Origin of the sequence: Flavobacterium sp. KBS0721, from assembly GCF_002007065.3 — a bacterium.
In the GTDB taxonomy this organism is placed as follows: domain Bacteria; phylum Bacteroidota; class Bacteroidia; order Flavobacteriales; family Flavobacteriaceae; genus Flavobacterium; species Flavobacterium piscis.
In genome coordinates, this window is record NZ_CP042170.1 from 853454 (window position 1) to 872723 (window position 19270).

The following is a 19270-nucleotide window of genomic DNA, read 5'->3' on the forward strand; positions in this document are numbered from 1 at the left end:
TGCAGCTTAGTCTACTTTTTTATCTGTTCCGATAGATTGATTAACGCTGGCAAAAGTCAATTGTTTTGCATTGTTAGCTATTTGATCACCTTTCTTTTGTTTTCCTGTAGCACCTCCATCTATAGGCACGATTTTAATAGAATCTGAAACTGCTAAGAAATTTGTAGTTTCAGGAGTAGCGAATGATGTTGCTACCATTACTAAAGAAAATAATCCGAATGTTAAAGCTGCTTTTTTCATGATCTGAGGTATTAAATGTTGATTTTTTTTGTTTTTGGAGAATCATCGCCGTGTGCGAATCATGGTGTAAAACTAACTCCGAATTCAAAAAAAATTTATACGAAAAAACAGGTTTATGGTAGATCATACCCAATTGATAGTCAATGGGTATCAAATTTATGTAAATGCTTAATTTTTAGACTTCTAAGTAATTTCCTATAGAAAAATCTGCTATAATTAGATCTACATTTGATTTGTAGGTTTTAGAAAAAGGGATCTTTTTTAGCGAATTTTTTATGTAACAAACTGAGCTTCCGTTATGAATTCTTGCTATATAGTTTTTGTTGATAATATAACTATTGTGAATTCGGATAAAAGGATGTGACAAAATACTCTCAAAATGCTTTAAAGTTTTAAAGGCGGTGATCATTTCGCCGGAATTCAAATAAATATCTGTCGAATTATTATCAGCCTGAAAATAGCAAATATCGGCTGCATTCATATAACGATGGTCACCATATGACTTAATGCATATAATAAGAGGAGTCTCGATCTTTTGCGGCTTTTGTATAAAAGGAAGTGCAGAAGAGGTAATTTCGTTTCTTATTTCTGCCACATTCGTTTCGTGAATCGTTTTATCCAATTTTAAAATTGTTCTTAAAACGTCTATTGCGCGAAGAGGCTTCAGGATATAATCAAAAACATTATACTGAATAGCTTCAAAAGCAAGCTCTTTTTTTGGGGTAGTAATTATTATTTTGGGAATAAGAGGCAGGAATCTGTAAAGCTCGTTTATAAAAGCAAGCGATAAATTGCTGGATATGTCCAAAGGATCAATTTCTAAAAAAACAATCGAAGGCCGGTGTTGTAACACTAAATACAAACCATCCTGATAATTCGTAGCCGAAGCCATAAAAGTTAATTCTGAAAAACCTTCGGTAATTGCTCTGGTTTTCAAAATACTTTCAGCATCATCGTCAATAATAATATACGAATACTTTTTCAATATCAGTTTTTGTTGATTTTTCATGAATCCCCGACAACTATCCCAGTAGTTTCATCAATACTTTTGAAAAAATTTATTTTTAGTGTTTTATCCGCAATTAAAAATACGAATTTCAGTTATTTTACTATTTCATTGTTAATACATTACAAACAAATGTTAACACATATAGGTGAAATGCAAAAAAGTCCGACGAACTGCATTTGTAAAATTAAAAAAATCCCAAATTCCTGTACGGAATTTGGGATTTATTATAGTATTGATTTAAGAAAATTACATTTTCATCAACCAGTTTTTCATAGAAACTTCATTCTCGATAATGTCTTTCAATTCAGAAATTTTTACTCGATCCTGTTTCATTGTATCTCTATGACGAATTGTTACTGTTTCGTCTTCGATCGTTTGGTGATCAACTGTAACACAAAACGGAGTTCCAAGAGCATCTTGTCTTCTGTAACGACGTCCTACAGCATCTTTTTCATCATAAGCCACACTGAAATCCCATTTTAAATCATCAATGATTTTTCTGGCGATATCCGGCAATCCATCTTTTTTAACCAATGGCAAAATAGCCACTTTTGTTGGTGCTAAAACTGATGGTAATTTTAGAACCGTTCTTGTAGAACCATCTTCAAGAGTTTCTTCTTGTAATGAAGTTGCAAAAACAGCCAAAAACATACGATCTAAACCAACTGAAGTTTCTACTACGTATGGCACGTAATTTTCATTTAGTTCCGGATCAAAATATTGTAATTTTCTACCAGAATATTGTTCGTGTGCTTTTAAGTCAAAATCAGTACGAGAGTGAATTCCTTCTAATTCTTTAAAACCAAAAGGAAAATTAAACTCAATATCAGCCGCAGCGTTTGCGTAATGTGCTAATTTTTCGTGATCGTGAAAACGGTAATTATCTTTTCCTAATCCTAAAGACAAGTGCCAGTTTAAACGTGTTTCTTTCCAATGGTGGTACCATTTCATTTCTTCACCCGGACGTACAAAAAATTGCATTTCCATTTGTTCGAATTCACGCATACGGAAAATAAATTGTCTTGCAACAATTTCGTTTCTGAAGGCTTTACCGGTTTGAGCAATTCCAAAAGGAATTTTCATACGACCTGATTTTTGAACGTTCAGGAAGTTCACAAAAATACCCTGAGCTGTTTCCGGACGTAAATATAAATCCATTGCAGAATCTGCAGAAGCTCCCAGTTTAGTTCCGAACATTAGGTTGAATTGCTTTACGTCTGTCCAGTTTCTTGAACCGGTTTCAGGATCAGCAATTTCTAATTCTTCGATCAAAGCTTTTACATCCTGAAGATCATCAGTCATACCTTTTGCAAGCCTTGATAAAATTTCTTTATACTTTGAAAGATATTCTACAACACGTGCATTTGTGGTAATAAATTCTTCTTCATTAAATGCATCGCCAAAACGAGCTCTCGCTTTTTCGATTTCTTTTTGAGCTTTTTGATTGATCTTTTCAGCATGATCTTCAACTAAAACGTCAGCTCTATATCTTTTCTTTGAATCTTTATTATCAATCAACGGATCATTAAATGCATCAACGTGGCCTGAAGCTTTCCAGGTTGTTGGATGCATCAATATTGCGGCATCAAGGCCCACAATATTCTCGTTCATCTGAACCATTGATTTCCACCAATATTCACGGATATTCTTTTTTAACTCGACACCATTTTGTGCATAATCATACACTGCACTCAATCCGTCGTATACTTCGCTTGACGGAAAAATAAATCCGTACTCTTTTGCGTGCGAAACCACATTCTTAAATATATCTTCTTGTTTTGCCATAGTGATGCAAAAATATAAAAAGTACGTTTAAAAAAAAGAAAAAATATAAAGATTGAGAGATTGATTTCGTTATTTTTGTAACTAAATTCTTTCTATTTGTGTTTAATTATATTATTGACCTGTTTTTTCCTAAAGTTTGTGCCGGTTGTCATACTATTTTGATCACCAACGAAACTGTATTTTGTACCAATTGTCGTCACGAATTGCCTCTTACCCAATATCATTTAGATCCAAAAAATGAAGCGGTCAAGAAATTTTATGGTAAAATTGCTATTGAACACGCATCGGCACTTTTGTATTTTAACAAAAAAGGAATTGTTCAGGAACTTATTCACAACCTAAAATACAAAGGTCACGAAGAGATTGGAACCGTTTTAGGAAATTGGTATATGGAAGATTTAAAGGAACTCATTTTAGAAACTCCTTTTGATGTTGTAATCCCTGTTCCGTTGCATCCTAAAAAATTCAGGGAACGTGGCTATAATCAGGTTACAACTTTTGGCAAGGCTTTAGCCAAAGGTTTAAAGATTAACTATAATGATACTCTTTTATATCGAAAAAAATATTCGAAAACACAATCAAAAAAGAACCTCATTGGAAGATCTGAAAATATCGAAAATATTTTTGATGTGCTTTTTACAGAAGAAAATCAAAACAAACATTTCTTAATTGTAGACGATGTTTTAACAACCGGAGCCACTCTCGAAGCCTGCTCAAAAGCTTTATTAAAAATTCCCGGAGCCAAAATTAGCATTGTTTGTATGGCGATGGCGCACTCTTAGCAGGAAATTCCAATCCCGAAACATGGGGATAAAATCCCAAATTCCAAACCTTAACTGGAAATTCCAAACTTGATCTTTTGAGGAAATTCCAAAAAATAAATTCCAAATTCCAACTTTTATAGTTATTGGAATTTGGAATTTTAAAATTTGGGAATTTATTTAAAAGTTAGTAAACAATCAGTTTCTTCACTGTTCTGTCATCTCCATTAATAGTTGTTACGAAATACATTCCGGCAGAAAGATTTGTTAGATCGATGTTTTGGTTAAAATGATGCGTTTTATCAAAAGAATTATAATAGACTTTTTGACCTGTAATATCATGTACAAAAACCTCAATTCTCTGCAAAGAATCACTTTCCAGCTGAATGGTAAAATTTCCTCTGGTTGGATTTGGATAGAGTGCAAAATCTATTTTTTCCTGACTGGGTTCTCCCAGAGTAAAAGTTTGATTGCAAATATTTACCGATGCTGAATTTATTTTCCCGAACCTGCCTGTAACTGCATCACGAACTTTAAAAGTCCAGGTACCTTTAGGATCTTGCCCGTTAAATACACTTAACAAATCTACCGGAATAACAATCTGGCTGGTTATTTTAGAACAATCTAATGGAACTCCTGCATCGTCATACTGCAAGTCTAAAGTAGACTGTATTCCTCCGCAGCTTTTATTGTTATATAAATTAACGGTTGTTCCTTGTGGGCTTACTAGTTGAATTTCGACATCAGAAATTCTTTCATGTGTAAAATTCACCATCACATTTACATCAGAAACTTTTCCTGTCGACGCGGGCACATTTACAGTTCTTGTCGTAAAAGTGGCTCCAAAAGGAATATCAAAAGCGTTTCCAAAACTATAAGAATCACAACTTGTCGCAGAGGTATATCCTACTGCAAAAGGCTGGCTATTTATGGCATAATAAATATTAGCCGTTGGTTCAACCAAAACCCTGCAATTTGTTGAAGCTTCTACACTTGTTGGAATTTGAACAGACTGAGTACCATCATTTGGTGTATTTGAAGCCAGAATGACAGGATATGTTAATCCGCCATCTGTAGACAATTTGATGTTTACACTTGAAGAACCTTGCAAAGTATTGGTACTATTAACACTCCACGTTATGGTTTGAAATGATCCTATTTGCCAGCTTACATCATTGCTATTTTGGGAAGTTACTGCAAACGGACCGGCATTCGCCACTACATTTACTACCATTTCATCACTATTTGTTTGCGCGAGTCCCTGAGCTCCATTATCTCTTGTTGTCAAAGTAAAATGCAATGTTCTTGCAATAGATGAAACAGATTCCCAGGTTGTAGTTAATTTATTTCCTAAAACAGTACTTAAAGTCGGCATATAACGCACCGGAGAACTAGACGGCATTAGAGATCTAAACAATGGCCCGTCAGGTTTTGTGGGATAAGCAACACTATTACTATTGGCCGTTGATGATGATATTGCACTGTCAAATTGTTCCCATGTAAAAGTAGCACCACTACCTGAACCCGTTAAAATAAAAGGTGTATTTATTGGAATTGTATAGTCTGAACCAGCATTAATTACGGGCGGATTATTGGCTATGGCAGTATTAGCCGGACAACTTTTTGTAGCAAGATTACTCTGAATTTGCCAAATACTGGTATAAGCAAAATAATCGTCTGAATTGTCCTGAACATCATAATTCGTTATACCTGCATAACCCATAATAGTAGACCCGCTTCCTGGTTCTACATTCATTCCTGTTCTTTCGGTACCATCAAAAGAAAAAGTATGATTGGCACCTAATTGATGTCCCATTTCGTGGGCCACAAAATCAATATCAAAAGTATCTCCCTGCGGTTTATTGTTAGATGGCGAGGTATATCCGCTTCCTTTACCAATAACATTTGATGCTGTTGGACTATTGCAAACGCAACCTATACAAGCTGCATTACCACCGCCTCCCGATGCACCAAACAAATGTCCTATATCATAATTTGCGTCGCCAATAACGGTTGTTAATGTACTCTGAACTTCTTTGCTCCAATAATCATTACCGTCTGATTGATCTTCGGATGTACCTTTGGCAGCATCAGAATATGGGTCTGTTGCGGCATTGGTATAAATAACTGCATTTGTATTGGCAATTAACATCAATTTTACAGCGAGATCTCTATTAAAAACAGCATTAACTCTGGTCATAGTAGCATTCATTCCTGCTAATGCACCCTCAACAGTTCCGCCAAAGTAAGCGGTATATTCTCCTGTGCAGGAAATTGCTAAGCGCAAGGTTTTGAAAACTTTATTATTTGCCGCGGATTTTGCTGTTTTTGACGAAGTATTTACATTCAAAATTTCATTTGTCGTTTTACACTCTAATCGTGCTGTAGCCGGCATATCGTTTTTAGTAAATAAAACATATCCGGATTTGTCTTCAGGATTTTGTTCAATATATTCAGAAGGTTTCTCAGAACGAAACACCATGGTTTGAACGCCAATTGGTGCAACACTAAAATGAATTTTGGCCGATTTATCGTCTACACCTATTCCTTCATAGGCTCTTATCTCTGGATATTTTGCCTGTAGTTCAGGTTCAAAATTAGAGGATTCCCACACTGTAAATCTTTCCAGAACGCCATTAGAATTTGGTATTGTAATTTCTGTTGTGCTCTTTTTTGATGAAGGAGTTGTTGTACCGGAAAGTTTCGATTTTAAAAAATCGGCATTAAGTTTATAGTAAAGTCTTTCAGAATTAGCTGAATTTATCCTTTTACTCACAGAAGCCGAGCTTACTTTTTGCCACAAATTATCACTTTGCGCATGAATATTTACACAACAAAAAATAAACAATAAAAGAAGTAATTTTTTTTTCATACCCAAATGATAATTGAATAATCAAAATTAAGTGAATTAAATGAAACTCTTACATATCTGCGACAATTAATGCTTTTTAGTCGACAAGTTGTTATATTTTATATAAAATAGCCTGATTGTCATTAAAAATCAATTGGGCTTAGCATAAAATTTAAAATAGATAGTATAAATTTGCACCATCTTAAATTATTTGTTTTGAAGCTCTTTCATTCTATAAGCGATTTTCAGTCAACCAAGAAAACAATTTTAACTCTTGGCACCTTTGACGGCGTACATATTGGTCATAAAAAAATTCTTGAACGAATTACTCAAAATACTGAAAACGGAAAACACGAAAGTTTAGTGCTTACTTTTTTTCCGCATCCAAGAATGGTCTTGCAGGAAAAATCAGAGATAAAACTTTTGAATACTATTGCTGAAAAAACAAAACTTCTGGAAGCAACTGGCATTGAAAATCTTGTTATTCATCCGTTTAACGAAAGTTTCTCGAGATTAACCGCCGAAGAGTTTGTACATTCTATTTTGGTAGATCAATTTCATATTCAGAAAATAATTATTGGTCACGATCACCGTTTTGGAAGAAATAGAACCGCCAATATTGATGATCTCATTGCTTTTGGGACTGAATACGGTTTCGAAGTCGAACAAATTTCGGCTCAGGAAATTCAGGATGTCTCTGTAAGTTCGACTAAAATCAGGAAAGCTTTAAACGAAGGAAACATGGATTTGGCCAATGAATATTTGGGATATTCTTATTTTTTAACGGGTGAAGTTGTAAAAGGAAAACAGTTAGGAAGAACAATTGGTTTCCCTACAGCAAACATTAAAATAGAAGAAGAATATAAGCTAATTCCAAAAGTTGGTGTTTATGTAGTGAAAGCTTTAATAAACGAAAAAGAAGTTTTTGGAATGATGAATATTGGTTATAACCCAACTGTGAATGGACAAAGCCAAACTATCGAAGTTAACCTGTTTGACTTTGATGCTGATATTTATGGTCAAAAAATTGAAGTTTCATTACTCCAATATCTTCGCGAAGAACAAAAATTTGGATCATTAGATTTACTGAAAGCCCAATTAAATCAGGATAAAAAAGATGCTTTGGCTTTTGTAAGTCAACTTTAAAAAAGTACCTGATTATACTTTTCGCCATTTTTAAATCATCGTAGTTATTTTTTTAGTAAATTTGATATATATCTGTTTATCAAATATTTACTATTAACTTCTTTAAAAATAACCACTATGAAATTACCTAAAGAAATAACCAACGGTTTTCTTATTTTCCTTGGTATAGGAATTTATTTTTTATTGATGAACGTATTAGGTTTGGCACATTTATTCTATTTACGTACCCTGAATGTGTTTTTTATATTCTACGGAGTAAATAAAACAATGAAGATGAACCTGCAGGAAGGAGAAACCAATTTTGTATCGAATGCCGTTTCTGCTATGGCAACTTCTGTGGTTGGTGTAGCGATGAGTGTTTTTGGATTATTGGTTTATAGTTACGCCCGAGGCGGAGATGCCTACGTACAAACACTGTCGGAAGCTTTTATGTTTGGAGGAAACCCTTCTGTACCAACTTATTGTATTTGCTTATTATTTGAAGGAGTTGCATCTTCGGTAATCGTGACATTAATGATGATGCTGTATTGGAACAACAAATATGTAGCCGATTAATATTTCAAAATAAAATAATCATTTAAGCATTCTAAAAATCATATTTTTTAATAATTATATGATTTTAGAATGCTTCTTTTTTGAAATTTCATGCAGAATATTCATTTTAGGCAATGCACATTTTTGATTAGAACAATTTAATTACATTTGAAGTTCCAAACAAATAATAAACCTATGAACGTTACCAAACACAACTGGACAAAAGACGAGATAATCGCCATCTATAATAAACCCATGATGGACCTGCTGTATGAAGCAGCAACTATACACAGGCAAAAACACGATCCAAACGTGGTTCAGGTTTCTACTTTACTTTCTATCAAAACAGGTGGCTGTCCTGAAGATTGCGGTTATTGTCCGCAAGCTGCACGTTACAACACAGGTGTTGAAGGAAATGATTTAATGAGTGTAAGTCAGGTAAAAGCACAAGCTTTACGTGCCAAATCCAGCGGATCGTCCCGAGTTTGTATGGGAGCTGCGTGGAGAAATGTAAAAGATGGCGAAGAGTTTGATCAGGTTCTGGAAATGGTTCGTACCATTAATAAACTAGACATGGAGGTTTGTTGTACTCTGGGTATGATTACCGAAAATCAGGCGCAACGTTTGGCAGAAGCTGGTTTATATGCCTACAATCACAACTTAGATACTTCTGAAGAATATTATAAAGATGTTATTTCGACTCGTGGTTTTGAGGATCGTTTGCAAACAATAGAAAATGTTCGTAAAACCAATGTTACGGTTTGCAGCGGAGGAATTATCGGGATGGGAGAAAGCATCGAAGACAGAGCAGGAATGCTTGTAGCACTTTCGACATTGAATCCTCAACCGGAATCTGTGCCTATTAATGCTTTGGTTGCAGTTGAAGGAACTCCGATGGAAGAAGAAAAACCTGTTGAAATCTGGGAAATGATTCGTATGGTTGCCACAACCCGAATTGTAATGCCGGACACACAAGTACGTTTGTCTGCAGGAAGAACCAATATGAGCCGCGAAGGACAGGCAATGTGCTTTTTTGCCGGTGCAAATTCTATTTTTGCCGGAGACAAATTGCTGACAACACCAAACCCTGATGTTCAGGAAGACATGAAAATGTTTGACTTATTAGGATTGATTCCGCAAAAACCATTTGTTAAAGTTTCACAGCCTCAAACCGTTGAAGCAGCTGACTCTCAGTTCGCTCCTTTAGGCGAAAAACCTAAATGGTCAAGACCGGGACATACTATTGAAAGAAACCTTGAAGCTTCGATCAAATCAAAAAATTAATTAAATGAGTTAACAAGTTTCAAGAAATATTTTTAAATTGCTTGTAGCAGAGAGCTATAAGCAATTTTTTTATTTAAAAAGATGAAGTTAACACAAATCGAAAGGGTAAAAAAGATCTCAAAATCTGATTTTATTTCCCAATATGTAAAAAAACAAATTCCAGTTGTTATTGAAGAGCTAACCGAAGATTGGCCAGCTTATCATAAATGGAAACTACACTATATCAAAGAAATCGCTGGCGATACTATTGTCCCATTATACGATAATAGGCCCGTAAATCATGAAGATGGCTTTAATGAAGCGCATACTAAAATGAAAATGAGCGATTATATCAATTTACTAGAATCTAAGCCTACCAATTATCGTATTTTTCTTTATAATTTAATGAAGGAAGTTCCCACATTAAAGAATGACTTTTTATGGCCGGATATTGGTTTAAAACTAGTAAAGCAAATGCCAATGTTGTTTTTTGGCGGAGAAAACTCGAAAGTATTCATGCATTATGATATTGATTATTCGAATATTCTGCATTTTCATTTTCATGGCGAAAAACAATGTATGATTTTTGCTCCTGATCAGTCAAAATATATGTACAAAGTTCCGCATGCTTTGATTTCAAGAGAAGACATTGATTTTGACAATCCGGATTATGAAAAGTTTCCCGCGCTAAAAAATGCCGAAGGTTACATCACCAATCTCAAACATGGTGAAGTTTTATACATGCCCGAAGGTTATTGGCATTATATGAAATATTTAACTCCCGGATTTTCGATGAGTTTACGTTCTTTCCCTAAAAATATAACGAATCTTTCAAAGGCAGCATATAATGTTTTTATCATGCGCCATTTTGATATTTTGATGCGAAAATTTAAAGGGCAAAAATGGATTGATTATAAGAATGAAAAAGCAATTACGAATACTCATGAAAACCTGAGGAAGAGTGCCTAAAAAATTTGAATAAAAAAGCAGTTTTACTATTGATGACAACTGCTTTTTTGTTTTAAAATAGCATTTTTTTTGTTGTTGTAAAATCATTTTGTAAAACTACTTTTACCAGCAGGACCTGATTGCCTGATTGCAGGTTTTGAATTTGAAGTGCTGTATTTCCTACCTTCTTTTTATTATAAAGCAGCTTTCCGGAAACATCATAAATCATAACTTCTTTTATATTTTCTTTTGATGAAACTATAGTGATAGCTTTGTTTTTTAATAAAATTAAAATATGGTTTTCCAGATTCTCAAAATCTCCGGTTGATAATGTTTTATCCGTGTATCTTACAACAAATCGATCTGTAAAAGTTCCCGCTGCAGTTGCAAAATTGTAATTACTCTTTGTTAAGTCGTGAATTTTTTCCGTTATTTTATCTTCGACATAAACAGACTGAGCACTTAAATTACCGTCAGCATGATCTATTGAAATTGTATAATTGCCTGCGATTGCTGTACGATAACCTAACGAAATTGTATCTGTATCTGTAAATGGTAACGCACGTCCCTGAATGACTAATTTTTTATCTTCAGTTAAGCTATAAAAATCAGCGAATTGATTTCCGTTAAAAGTTTCTGCATCAAAATTTTGATCATAAAAATTTGTTGCTCCTTGTGCATATCCTAACAATATTTGTTTAAAGACACCCTCTTTATTTTCAAAATTCAACCATATTCTATGTTTTTCAAATGTACTATTCATTTGTTTGTCAGTCTGTTTAAAAAAGACCGAATTACCTGCTTTAATTCGCATGCTATTGTCAAATTCTATAATATGACCATCTTTACTTTTTACAAAAAATCCCTGTCCGGAAGCAATTGTCCCGTCCGGAATAGTCTCATTTATTCCTGAGGCAATTGCTCTGGTTCCTACGCCGCCCAATAAATTATATACAGCGTAATCATTCGAGGTGTATTTATTATCAGTAATTGGTGTATTATGTGTCCAAAAATAAAGTGTTCCTTTTACATTCGACGAATTTTTATTTAGGAATACATCAGCATTAAGGGCTGATGGATAAGGATTTCCAATTAAACTAAAAGTATTTCCGATGCCTAAATCTAAAGTTATCTTTCCGTTATTAGGGATTCCTTTAAATGTTGCCTCATATTTTTGTGGAACTGTATTCGAAAAATCTTCAGGGGCAATAATACTGTATCCTCGCCCTAAATTCATGTTACTATTTAGCGGATCTCCCCATTTCCAGCTTTTTGATAATTCATCATAGGAAAAAAACCACTGTGATGCTGAATTTGGAGAAACATCAATTAATTTTTGATTTTCAACAGGAGATGACCAATAAGTAAAATCAAATTTTACAATAGGTGATGACTTTCTTTTAGCATGAACGATTCCTGTATTGACCATTTCATCATCGTCCTGATATAAACTGGCTGTATCATTTAAAACCAAAGTACCTAACCCTGAATAATCGAACGTAATTCCCAAAGTATTGTCACTTAAAAGCGTTACTGTTTTTTCTTTATCGATGGTACAACTACAAACATTTGCTGTCGTTAGGTTTGGATAATCTTCTTTAAACAGAAGTTCTTTTCCACCGGATGGAAAGCCATTAGACCAGGAAGTGCCGTTCCAGATTGTTGCTTCCAGACAGAGTCTTAAAAGAGCAATTCTATGTTTTGAAACTCCAGAAATCGAATTAAAATCTCCTCCAGCCATTAGTTTTTGATCTGACGTAAAACACATTGTGTTAATCTTACCATTTACCACTGTCTGAAAAGAAGGATCATAGTTACCTGATTTTAATAATCGGATCAACCGCAAAGAAGCATAACTTTTAAAAGTTCCTGAAAAACTTCCTGCAACCAAAATACGATCATCAGGCTGAACTAAAAGACTCAAAACATCTGCATTACTAAAACCTGTACCGGATTCAAAAGTAGTATCTAAACTGCCATTCGTATTCAATCTTAAAATTCGCTTTTGAGAAATGCCACTATAGGTTGTAAAAGAGCCTCCAATAATTATTTTATTATCAGATTGTAAAGCTATTGCATATATAAATTTGTCAAAACCATCTCCAATATGGAAATCAGAATCAATAGTACCATCATAATTTAATCGAACTAAACGAGAAAATGACTGACCCGCAAAGGTGTTAAACCTTCCTGCAACCAGAATCTTTCCGTCAGACTGAGTTACAACAGCTTCAATTATAGCATCGGCGCCAAGCCCTGCATTAAAATCCGGATCACGTGAACCATCTTCCAGTAGTCTTACTATCCTTCCGGTCGGTATATCATTATAGGTGGTGAAATTTCCTGCTACAATTACTTTATTGCCCTGCATGCACGATGCATATACCTGAGCTTTGACTCCTGAACCTATATTAAATGTATTGTCAATTTCGCCATCAGGTAAAATTCGAACAAGTCGGTTACAAGTTCTTCCATTATATTTTGTAAAACTGCCTCCTAAAATAATTTTATTATCAGATTGTAAAACAGCTGTTTTTATTAAATTATTGGCCCCTGTTTCCCCGGAATTAAAACTTTCATCAGCTAAACCATTTTCTAAAAGCCGAACAATTCTTGAGGCCAGAACACCGTTGAATTTAGTAAAGTTTCCAAATACCATCGTTTTTTTATTATCTAAAGACAAAACTTTCTGAACAGTATTATCAAAGCCAACTCCAGAAGCTAAATATCCTGTATCATGTTCCCCATCTGGATTTACTTTTACTAACCGGCCTTGATTTTGACCATCAAAAATCGAAAATGAACCTCCAATATACCAGGATCCATCAGAAGCATTTGCTAAAGCATAAACAGATGCAGATCCTGGCCCTGAACCTGTATCAAAATCTGTTTTTAAAGTACCGTTTGAATTTAAAAACACAATCCGGTTTACCACTTTATTGTCATAAGACCCGGTAAAAGAACCACCCACCATAATATTACCAAAACTATCTATTTTGATCGTTTGGATGGCATCTCCTGAAAATCCTGTTCCGCACAAAAAGTTAGTATCAGGAGTTCCATCTTCATTAATACGAATAATTCTATTTGCCGTAGTACTATTATAACTTGTAAACTTTCCTCCTAAAATAATCTTGCCGTCGGGTTGCAGTACCATAGCATTTATATCATCATTAAAACCTGTTCCCATATTAAAACTAGTATCAATGCTGCCATCAGGATTTAACCGAACAATTTTATTTGCCGAAACTCCATTAAATTCTGTAAAATTTCCGGACAATATTATCTTTCCATCTGCTAAAACTTCAGCATTTGTAATATTTAAGGCAGAACCTTTCCCTGTTAAAAAAGATGTATCTAATGTTCCATTGGGAAGAATGCGGGCAATTCTGTTTACGGTGATATTATTGTATTTTGTAAAACTTCCAACGATTATAATTTTTCCATCGGGTTGAGGACAGACTTTGTAAATAATTCCAGTAGTTGCCCCTATGGATGTATTAAGTGTTGTATCTTGAGAACCATCTTGATTTAAACGAATAAGTCTTCCCGTATTGCTTCCGTTGAAAACAGAAAAACTTCCTGCTATAATTATTTTTCCATCATCCTGAAGATACGAATCATAGACTTTTCCATTAAAACCTGTTCCGGTATTAAAACTAGCATCAATAGTACCGTCTAATTCCAGACGACTTAAATAAGAAACCGGGATACCATTAAGATTTAAATATTCGCCGCCAACAATAAGTTTACCATCTGATTGTAAAGATAAAGTTCGCACAGGTTTATCGAATCCATCACCATTTAATCCATTATCAGGTAAATTAAAATTGACATCTACTTTTCCTTGTTGTGCATGTAATCCTGAAATAATAAAGAAAACGATAAAAACGAGTCTCAAAAGTACATTTTTAATCAAAATAAAAGAATTGAGTTGTTATGATTTGAAAGAAAAAACTGCAATTTATTCATTATTAAAAAATAATACAATACCCACTTTTAGTGATATGACTAGTCCTAAATAATCGATACAGATTATTAGACAAATATATTTAATTAGACACCTGTAATATTTTTTATTGCAGGTGTTTTTCTTTTATAAGTTCTCATCTTTACTACACTTTGTTGATGCATTTGACTTGGAGTGAGCATATAATTAGAGTAATGTGGTCTTTTGTTATTATAAATATCAATTGCATTTTTCACTAAAACCTTCATTACAGCAAGTTTTAGATTAAACTTATCAATATTAAATTCTTGTTTTAAAATTCCATTTATTCTCTCAGCTACTGCATTCTCATAGGGATCAGAGTTTTGGGTCATACTACATTTTATATTGTTTTTATGTAATAGTTTTTGATATTCATCAGAACAATATTGTATTCCTCTATCTGAATGATGTATTAATGTTTTGCCTTTATCTCTGCGTTTTTTTATTGCATTTTTTAAAGCTGTTAAACTACTATGAGCATTCATATTATCTGCCACATTAAAACCCATTATTCTTTTAGAGTAAGCGTCAGTTATTAGACTTAAATAACATGGATTCTTTCTTTTTCCAATATAGGTTATATCTGATACCCAGACTTGCTCTGGTCTACAAATCTCTAACTCTAATATTTGATTTTGATGTTTTCTAAATCTATGATGAGAGTTTGTTGTTATATGGTAAGAACGTTTTGATATTATCAATAAATGATTTGCTCTAAGTATATCTATAAATTTATCTCGGCCTATTTTAAGTTGATTCAACTCGCTTTTTAAAAGATAATACAATTTTCTTGCTCCAATTCGAGGCATTGTATTTCTAATTTCCAAAACCATATTAACAACTTTTGAAGCCAAAAGCTTCTTATCGCAACTTTTTTTTACTCGACGATAGTAAACCTGTCTGTCAATCCCGAACAAAGTACAGGCAAACATTATTGTTTGTTGTTGTTCTTTTTTAAAATGGTCGATTGTTCGGGTGGTGAGTTTTTTCGAATGTCAATTTGATATTCTTTTTCTGCTATATCAATCATCATATCGAAAATAATAGCTTTTTTATCAGCAACGAAAGCCTGCTGTTCTAAAAATGCTCTTTGTTTTTCCAATAACTTCACTTTGGCTTCAAGTTCCATTATTTTCTGTTCAGGAGATTTTTGCATAAGAGAAGGTGTTTGATTGTCCCAATCAAAGTTACCGAATTTTCGAAGCCATTGAACAATTGTTGAACGTGATTGAATAGCATAATCTTTCTTAACTTGAGAAATTGAGGTTTTTCCCTGTTCTATTTCTTGAACAATTTGAAGTTTTAAAGACATACTGTAATCTTTCTGTGTACGCTTAACATAGCGCAATTCTTGATCTTTTTCCATAATGATACTTTTTGTGTATCGCTATTTCAGGACAAGACAATATTTATAAACAAAAAAACCATTCGCTAAACGAATGGTTTTTTTTTGGAACTCAATTTATATATTATTGAAATATGATTTTCCTTGTCACCGAAGCATCATTTTCTAAAGTTATTTTTACCACCAAAACCTGATTGCCTGATGGCAGGTTTTGAATCTGAAGTTCTGTATTTGATACTTTATTTTTGCTGTAAAGTAATTTTCCTGTAATATCAAAAATGTTAACTTCTTTTATATTTTCTTTTGATGAAAGGACATTGATAACTTTGTTTTTTACCGAAACTAAAATACCGTCCGGGCTATTTTCAAAATCCCCTGTCCCTAATGTTTTATTGGTGTAACGCAGTACAAAACGATCTGTAAAGGTGCCTGTTTCAGCAATAAAATTATAGTCGCTTGTATTTAAATTATGAATGACCCCTGTTTTTTTATCCTCAAGATAAATAGTTTGCCCGTCTAATATTCCTTCTGTATGGTCTATTGCAATGGTAAACTCCCCATCAATTGTTGATCTGTATCCAAGAGGAATCAGGTCACTGTTCTCAAATGGCAGGGCACGTCCCTGGATGGTTAGTTTTTTAGTTTCATTTACACTGTAAAAATCCACGTAAGGATTACCGTTTAAGGTAGCGGCATCATAGTTATTATCAAAACTATTGGTTGCTTCATCAAAATAACCAATCAGGACTTGTTTGAAAGCTCCTTTTGCATTTTTGAAATTTAACCACAAACGATCTCTTACCCCGGTAGTTTTGTCTGTCTTAAAAAACTGCGAATTTCCGGCAGTGGCAACCCTCATGCTATTGGTAAATTTAATTGGGGTGTCTGTCAGTGCTTTTACGAAAAATCCCTGTCCTGAGGCAATGCTTCCTGTTGGAATATTGTCGGTTGGGTTTGCTGTTGGATCTGATATCGCCTCACGGGTTGCCACGCTTCCTGATAAATTGAAAACAGCATAGTCGTTACTTGTATAAGCGTATATATTAGGCTTAGTAGGATCTGTAACTGCAGGGGCAGTATTATGTGTCCAGAAATATACTGTACCCACGATAGTTGGGTTGGGTCCTGCTGTATTGGCCTGAATAAATTTAGTGGCATCCAGGGCAGAAGGATACGGATTCCCGACAAGGTTCCATTTTGCAGGTATTGGCTTCATATTTACATCGCCGTTATTGGGTACTCCAACAAAGGAAGCAGAATGAACTGAACCAACAGTTAGTGAATTTGATTCAGATGCACGAACGATATAACCAATTCCAGGCGTCATTACAGCTGCACCATTCATATGTGATACCCATCCGCTAAACGGATCATAACTCTGGTACATATTAGCCGCTGTTCCCGGAGATAAGTCATGAAGGGTAAAACCACTAACCGGTGATGACCAATAGGTAAAATCGTACCTGCGTACCGCAACGGTATTACGTTTATAGGTTATGTTTCCGACATTGCTGCTTACCGTTGTGGCTGAGCCTTGTACCAAACTGGCATTGTTGTCAAAAATCAAAGATCCTGTTCCTAAAACAGTAAGTGCATTGGTAATGTTTAAAGTACGTCCAGAAGGTACTGTGATACTAACTCCTGAATTAATCGTACAGGAACAAGCATTTAAATCAGCAGTTATAGGAAATGCACTTGCAAATGTTACATTTTTGGTAGCATCAGGTAAACCGTTTGACCAGGTACCGTTGTAGGTGGTGGAGGATAGATCTCTTATAACTACATTTTCAGTTAAAGGAGAATTACATCCGGAAGTAGTCTTAACACTAAAGTTATAAGTTCCTACTGCAAGATTTTCTATCGTAAAAGTTGGACCAGTTCCTGATTTAGTGGCTGTTGCTGTACCGCTTTGAGTTATTGTCCAGCTTTCGTTTTCGGGTAAATTAGTTAAAATTACTTTACCTGAAGAATTACAAGAAAAATGGGTTATAGTTCCCACTGTTGGTGGAGACAATAAAATTGTTGTTGTCGAAACATCATTATCATAAGCTGTTCCTGAAATGTCTTCAACAATATTTAGTGAAGGATCTGTACCTGTAACTTTTGCCGAGTTGACAATTTTACCGGCTGCTACATCTGCTAATGTAATTTTATAAGTTCCCGTTATTGTAGCTGTAGCTTTAGGCGCCAGAGAAGCAATATGATTCGATGAGATTGATATTTGTGGTAGTGGATCTGTTATGTAAATATCAGTTATGGGTACATCTCCACTATTTTTAATATCAAAAGTATAATTTACGATATCCCCAACCTTACCACACGATGACATCGAGGCAGTTTTGACCAAACTTAATTCAGCAAATTTTAATGAATTGGTATTAAAAGCAATAAATGCACAATCAGAACTACCTGAGAAACTAACAACAAAACGATCAACTTGCGAAGCATTATTCTCTGTTATACCAAAAGAGCTGGTTTCAAGTCCCAACATTCTGATGTCTCTTGTTGCAGCCGGAGTAAAACCATTAACTCCTCCATCTGCTTTAAATAAATCTAAACTATAAGTACCAATAGCCTTAACTGAAGTAAAAGCTACCGTTATCTCATTTCCCACTGTTTTTCCTGCTGCATCAACAAATTTAAAAATATCTGATTGATTAATATTACCTGGCTCAGCTACCTGAGTAACAATTAAATCCGGAATATCATCATTGATACCTAAAAGATTCAGGTTATTGCTACCAATTTTAAATTCGGCTGAACCGGGCGCTATGTTTGCTACTCCTGTCCCCAAACTTAGGCCATTGCTGCCATCTGTAAGTCTTGCTGCAAGTTCTGCTCCTGTTGCCGCAGTTCCTGCTAATTTTGGATCTAAAACTGCAGCATTAGGCAGCCCGTCGATCATCGAACCTTGCAATATATAAGTGTCCTTATTTAGGCCTAGGCTCTGTATTTTTAAAGCTCTAAATTTTTGAGCTTTGTAATTTACTTTTTCTGTATTAAGAATATTGTCATTTACTCCGGTAGAATAAATAACAGATTTCCATTTAAAGGCTAATAAATTATTAGCATTGTCCGGACGATTTCCTGAAGGAGTGATGTCATTTGACCTCCAATATCCTTTCCAATCGGTATGAATTTCAGTAACTGTATTTGTAGTCTGACTGAACATTTGTAAAGAAATCAGAAAAAAAAGTAATCTTACATTTTTTATAAAAAAAGAACGAATAAGTAAAAGTATTTTTTGGGGCATACAATTAGGATTTGGTTTGGTTAGTATTTTGACACTTCTTATTAACAGGGAATTAATCTGTTAGTATCTTATTTCTAGTTTATTTTATCATTAAAAATTTATTTCCTTTTGTTATTATCTGAAAAAATCCGACAGAAAATGTTG

13 protein-coding genes are annotated in these 19270 nt (G+C 34.2%); 5 read left to right on the forward strand and 8 right to left on the reverse strand.

The genetic code is table 11. The annotated features are described in order from the left end of the window. Positions 1–6: 6 nt before the first annotated feature. The 3 genes from B0M43_RS03955 to B0M43_RS03965 all read right to left on the reverse strand — a co-directional run bounded on the left by B0M43_RS03955 (position 7) and on the right by B0M43_RS03965 (position 3034). Positions 7–240, reverse strand: a complete 234-nt coding sequence (locus B0M43_RS03955; RefSeq protein WP_065448782.1) for a hypothetical protein — start codon at positions 238–240, stop codon at positions 7–9. A gap of 175 nt (positions 241–415) precedes the next feature. Further along, a complete protein-coding gene (locus tag B0M43_RS03960) occupies positions 416–1249 on the reverse strand; it encodes a LytTR family DNA-binding domain-containing protein (protein WP_246860196.1) in 834 nt (277 codons plus the stop codon). 246 nt (positions 1250–1495) lie between these two features. Then, positions 1496–3034, reverse strand: coding sequence for a glycine--tRNA ligase (locus B0M43_RS03965; RefSeq protein WP_065448783.1), 1539 nt, complete (start codon positions 3032–3034; stop codon positions 1496–1498). Positions 3035–3132: 98 nt separating this feature from the next. On the opposite strand from B0M43_RS03965, the gene B0M43_RS03970 reads away from it, so the two are divergent. After that, positions 3133–3816: a ComF family protein gene (locus tag B0M43_RS03970; protein ID WP_121317717.1), complete on the forward strand. Its 684-nt coding sequence runs from the start codon at positions 3133–3135 to the stop codon at positions 3814–3816. A 166-nt stretch (positions 3817–3982) separates the two neighbouring features. Here B0M43_RS03970 and B0M43_RS03975 read toward each other — a convergent pair whose 3' ends face one another. Continuing rightward, complete coding sequence (locus B0M43_RS03975) at positions 3983–6667, reverse strand: reprolysin-like metallopeptidase (RefSeq protein WP_078006770.1); 2685 nt, start codon at positions 6665–6667, stop codon at positions 3983–3985. 195 nt (positions 6668–6862) lie between these two features. On the opposite strand from B0M43_RS03975, the gene B0M43_RS03980 reads away from it, so the two are divergent. The 4 genes from B0M43_RS03980 to B0M43_RS03995 all read left to right on the forward strand — a co-directional run bounded on the left by B0M43_RS03980 (position 6863) and on the right by B0M43_RS03995 (position 10558). After that, the gene (locus B0M43_RS03980) at positions 6863–7792 is read left to right on the forward strand and encodes a bifunctional riboflavin kinase/FAD synthetase (protein ID WP_078006769.1); all 930 of its coding nucleotides are present in this window, start codon (positions 6863–6865) and stop codon (positions 7790–7792) included. 117 nt (positions 7793–7909) lie between these two features. After that, positions 7910–8347: a hypothetical protein gene (locus tag B0M43_RS03985; RefSeq protein WP_065448787.1), complete on the forward strand. Its 438-nt coding sequence runs from the start codon at positions 7910–7912 to the stop codon at positions 8345–8347. Positions 8348–8521: 174 nt separating this feature from the next. Then, a complete protein-coding gene (gene bioB, locus B0M43_RS03990) occupies positions 8522–9610 on the forward strand; it encodes a biotin synthase BioB (RefSeq protein ID WP_065448788.1) in 1089 nt (362 codons plus the stop codon). A gap of 81 nt (positions 9611–9691) precedes the next feature. Further along, positions 9692–10558, forward strand: a complete 867-nt coding sequence (locus B0M43_RS03995; RefSeq protein ID WP_078006768.1) for a cupin-like domain-containing protein — start codon at positions 9692–9694, stop codon at positions 10556–10558. Between the two features lie 52 nt (positions 10559–10610). On the opposite strand, the gene B0M43_RS04000 is transcribed toward B0M43_RS03995, so the two are convergent. The 4 genes from B0M43_RS04000 to B0M43_RS04010 form a co-directional block, all read right to left on the reverse strand. Next, a complete protein-coding gene (locus tag B0M43_RS04000; protein WP_246860197.1) occupies positions 10611–14438 on the reverse strand; it encodes a T9SS sorting signal type C domain-containing protein in 3828 nt (1275 codons plus the stop codon). Positions 14439–14593: 155 nt separating this feature from the next. Beyond that, complete coding sequence (locus tag B0M43_RS04005; RefSeq protein WP_210418029.1) at positions 14594–15460, reverse strand: IS3 family transposase; 867 nt, start codon at positions 15458–15460, stop codon at positions 14594–14596. Beyond that, on the reverse strand, positions 15460–15894 hold the full coding sequence (locus B0M43_RS24615; RefSeq protein WP_210418026.1) for a transposase: 435 nt from the start codon (positions 15892–15894) through the stop codon (positions 15460–15462). Before B0M43_RS24615 ends, B0M43_RS04005 begins: the two co-directional genes overlap by 1 nt. A 103-nt stretch (positions 15895–15997) precedes the next feature. Beyond that, entirely contained in the window at positions 15998–19126 is a 3129-nt protein-coding gene (locus B0M43_RS04010; protein WP_078006766.1) for a T9SS sorting signal type C domain-containing protein, read from the reverse strand. Positions 19127–19270: the final 144 nt, after the last annotated feature.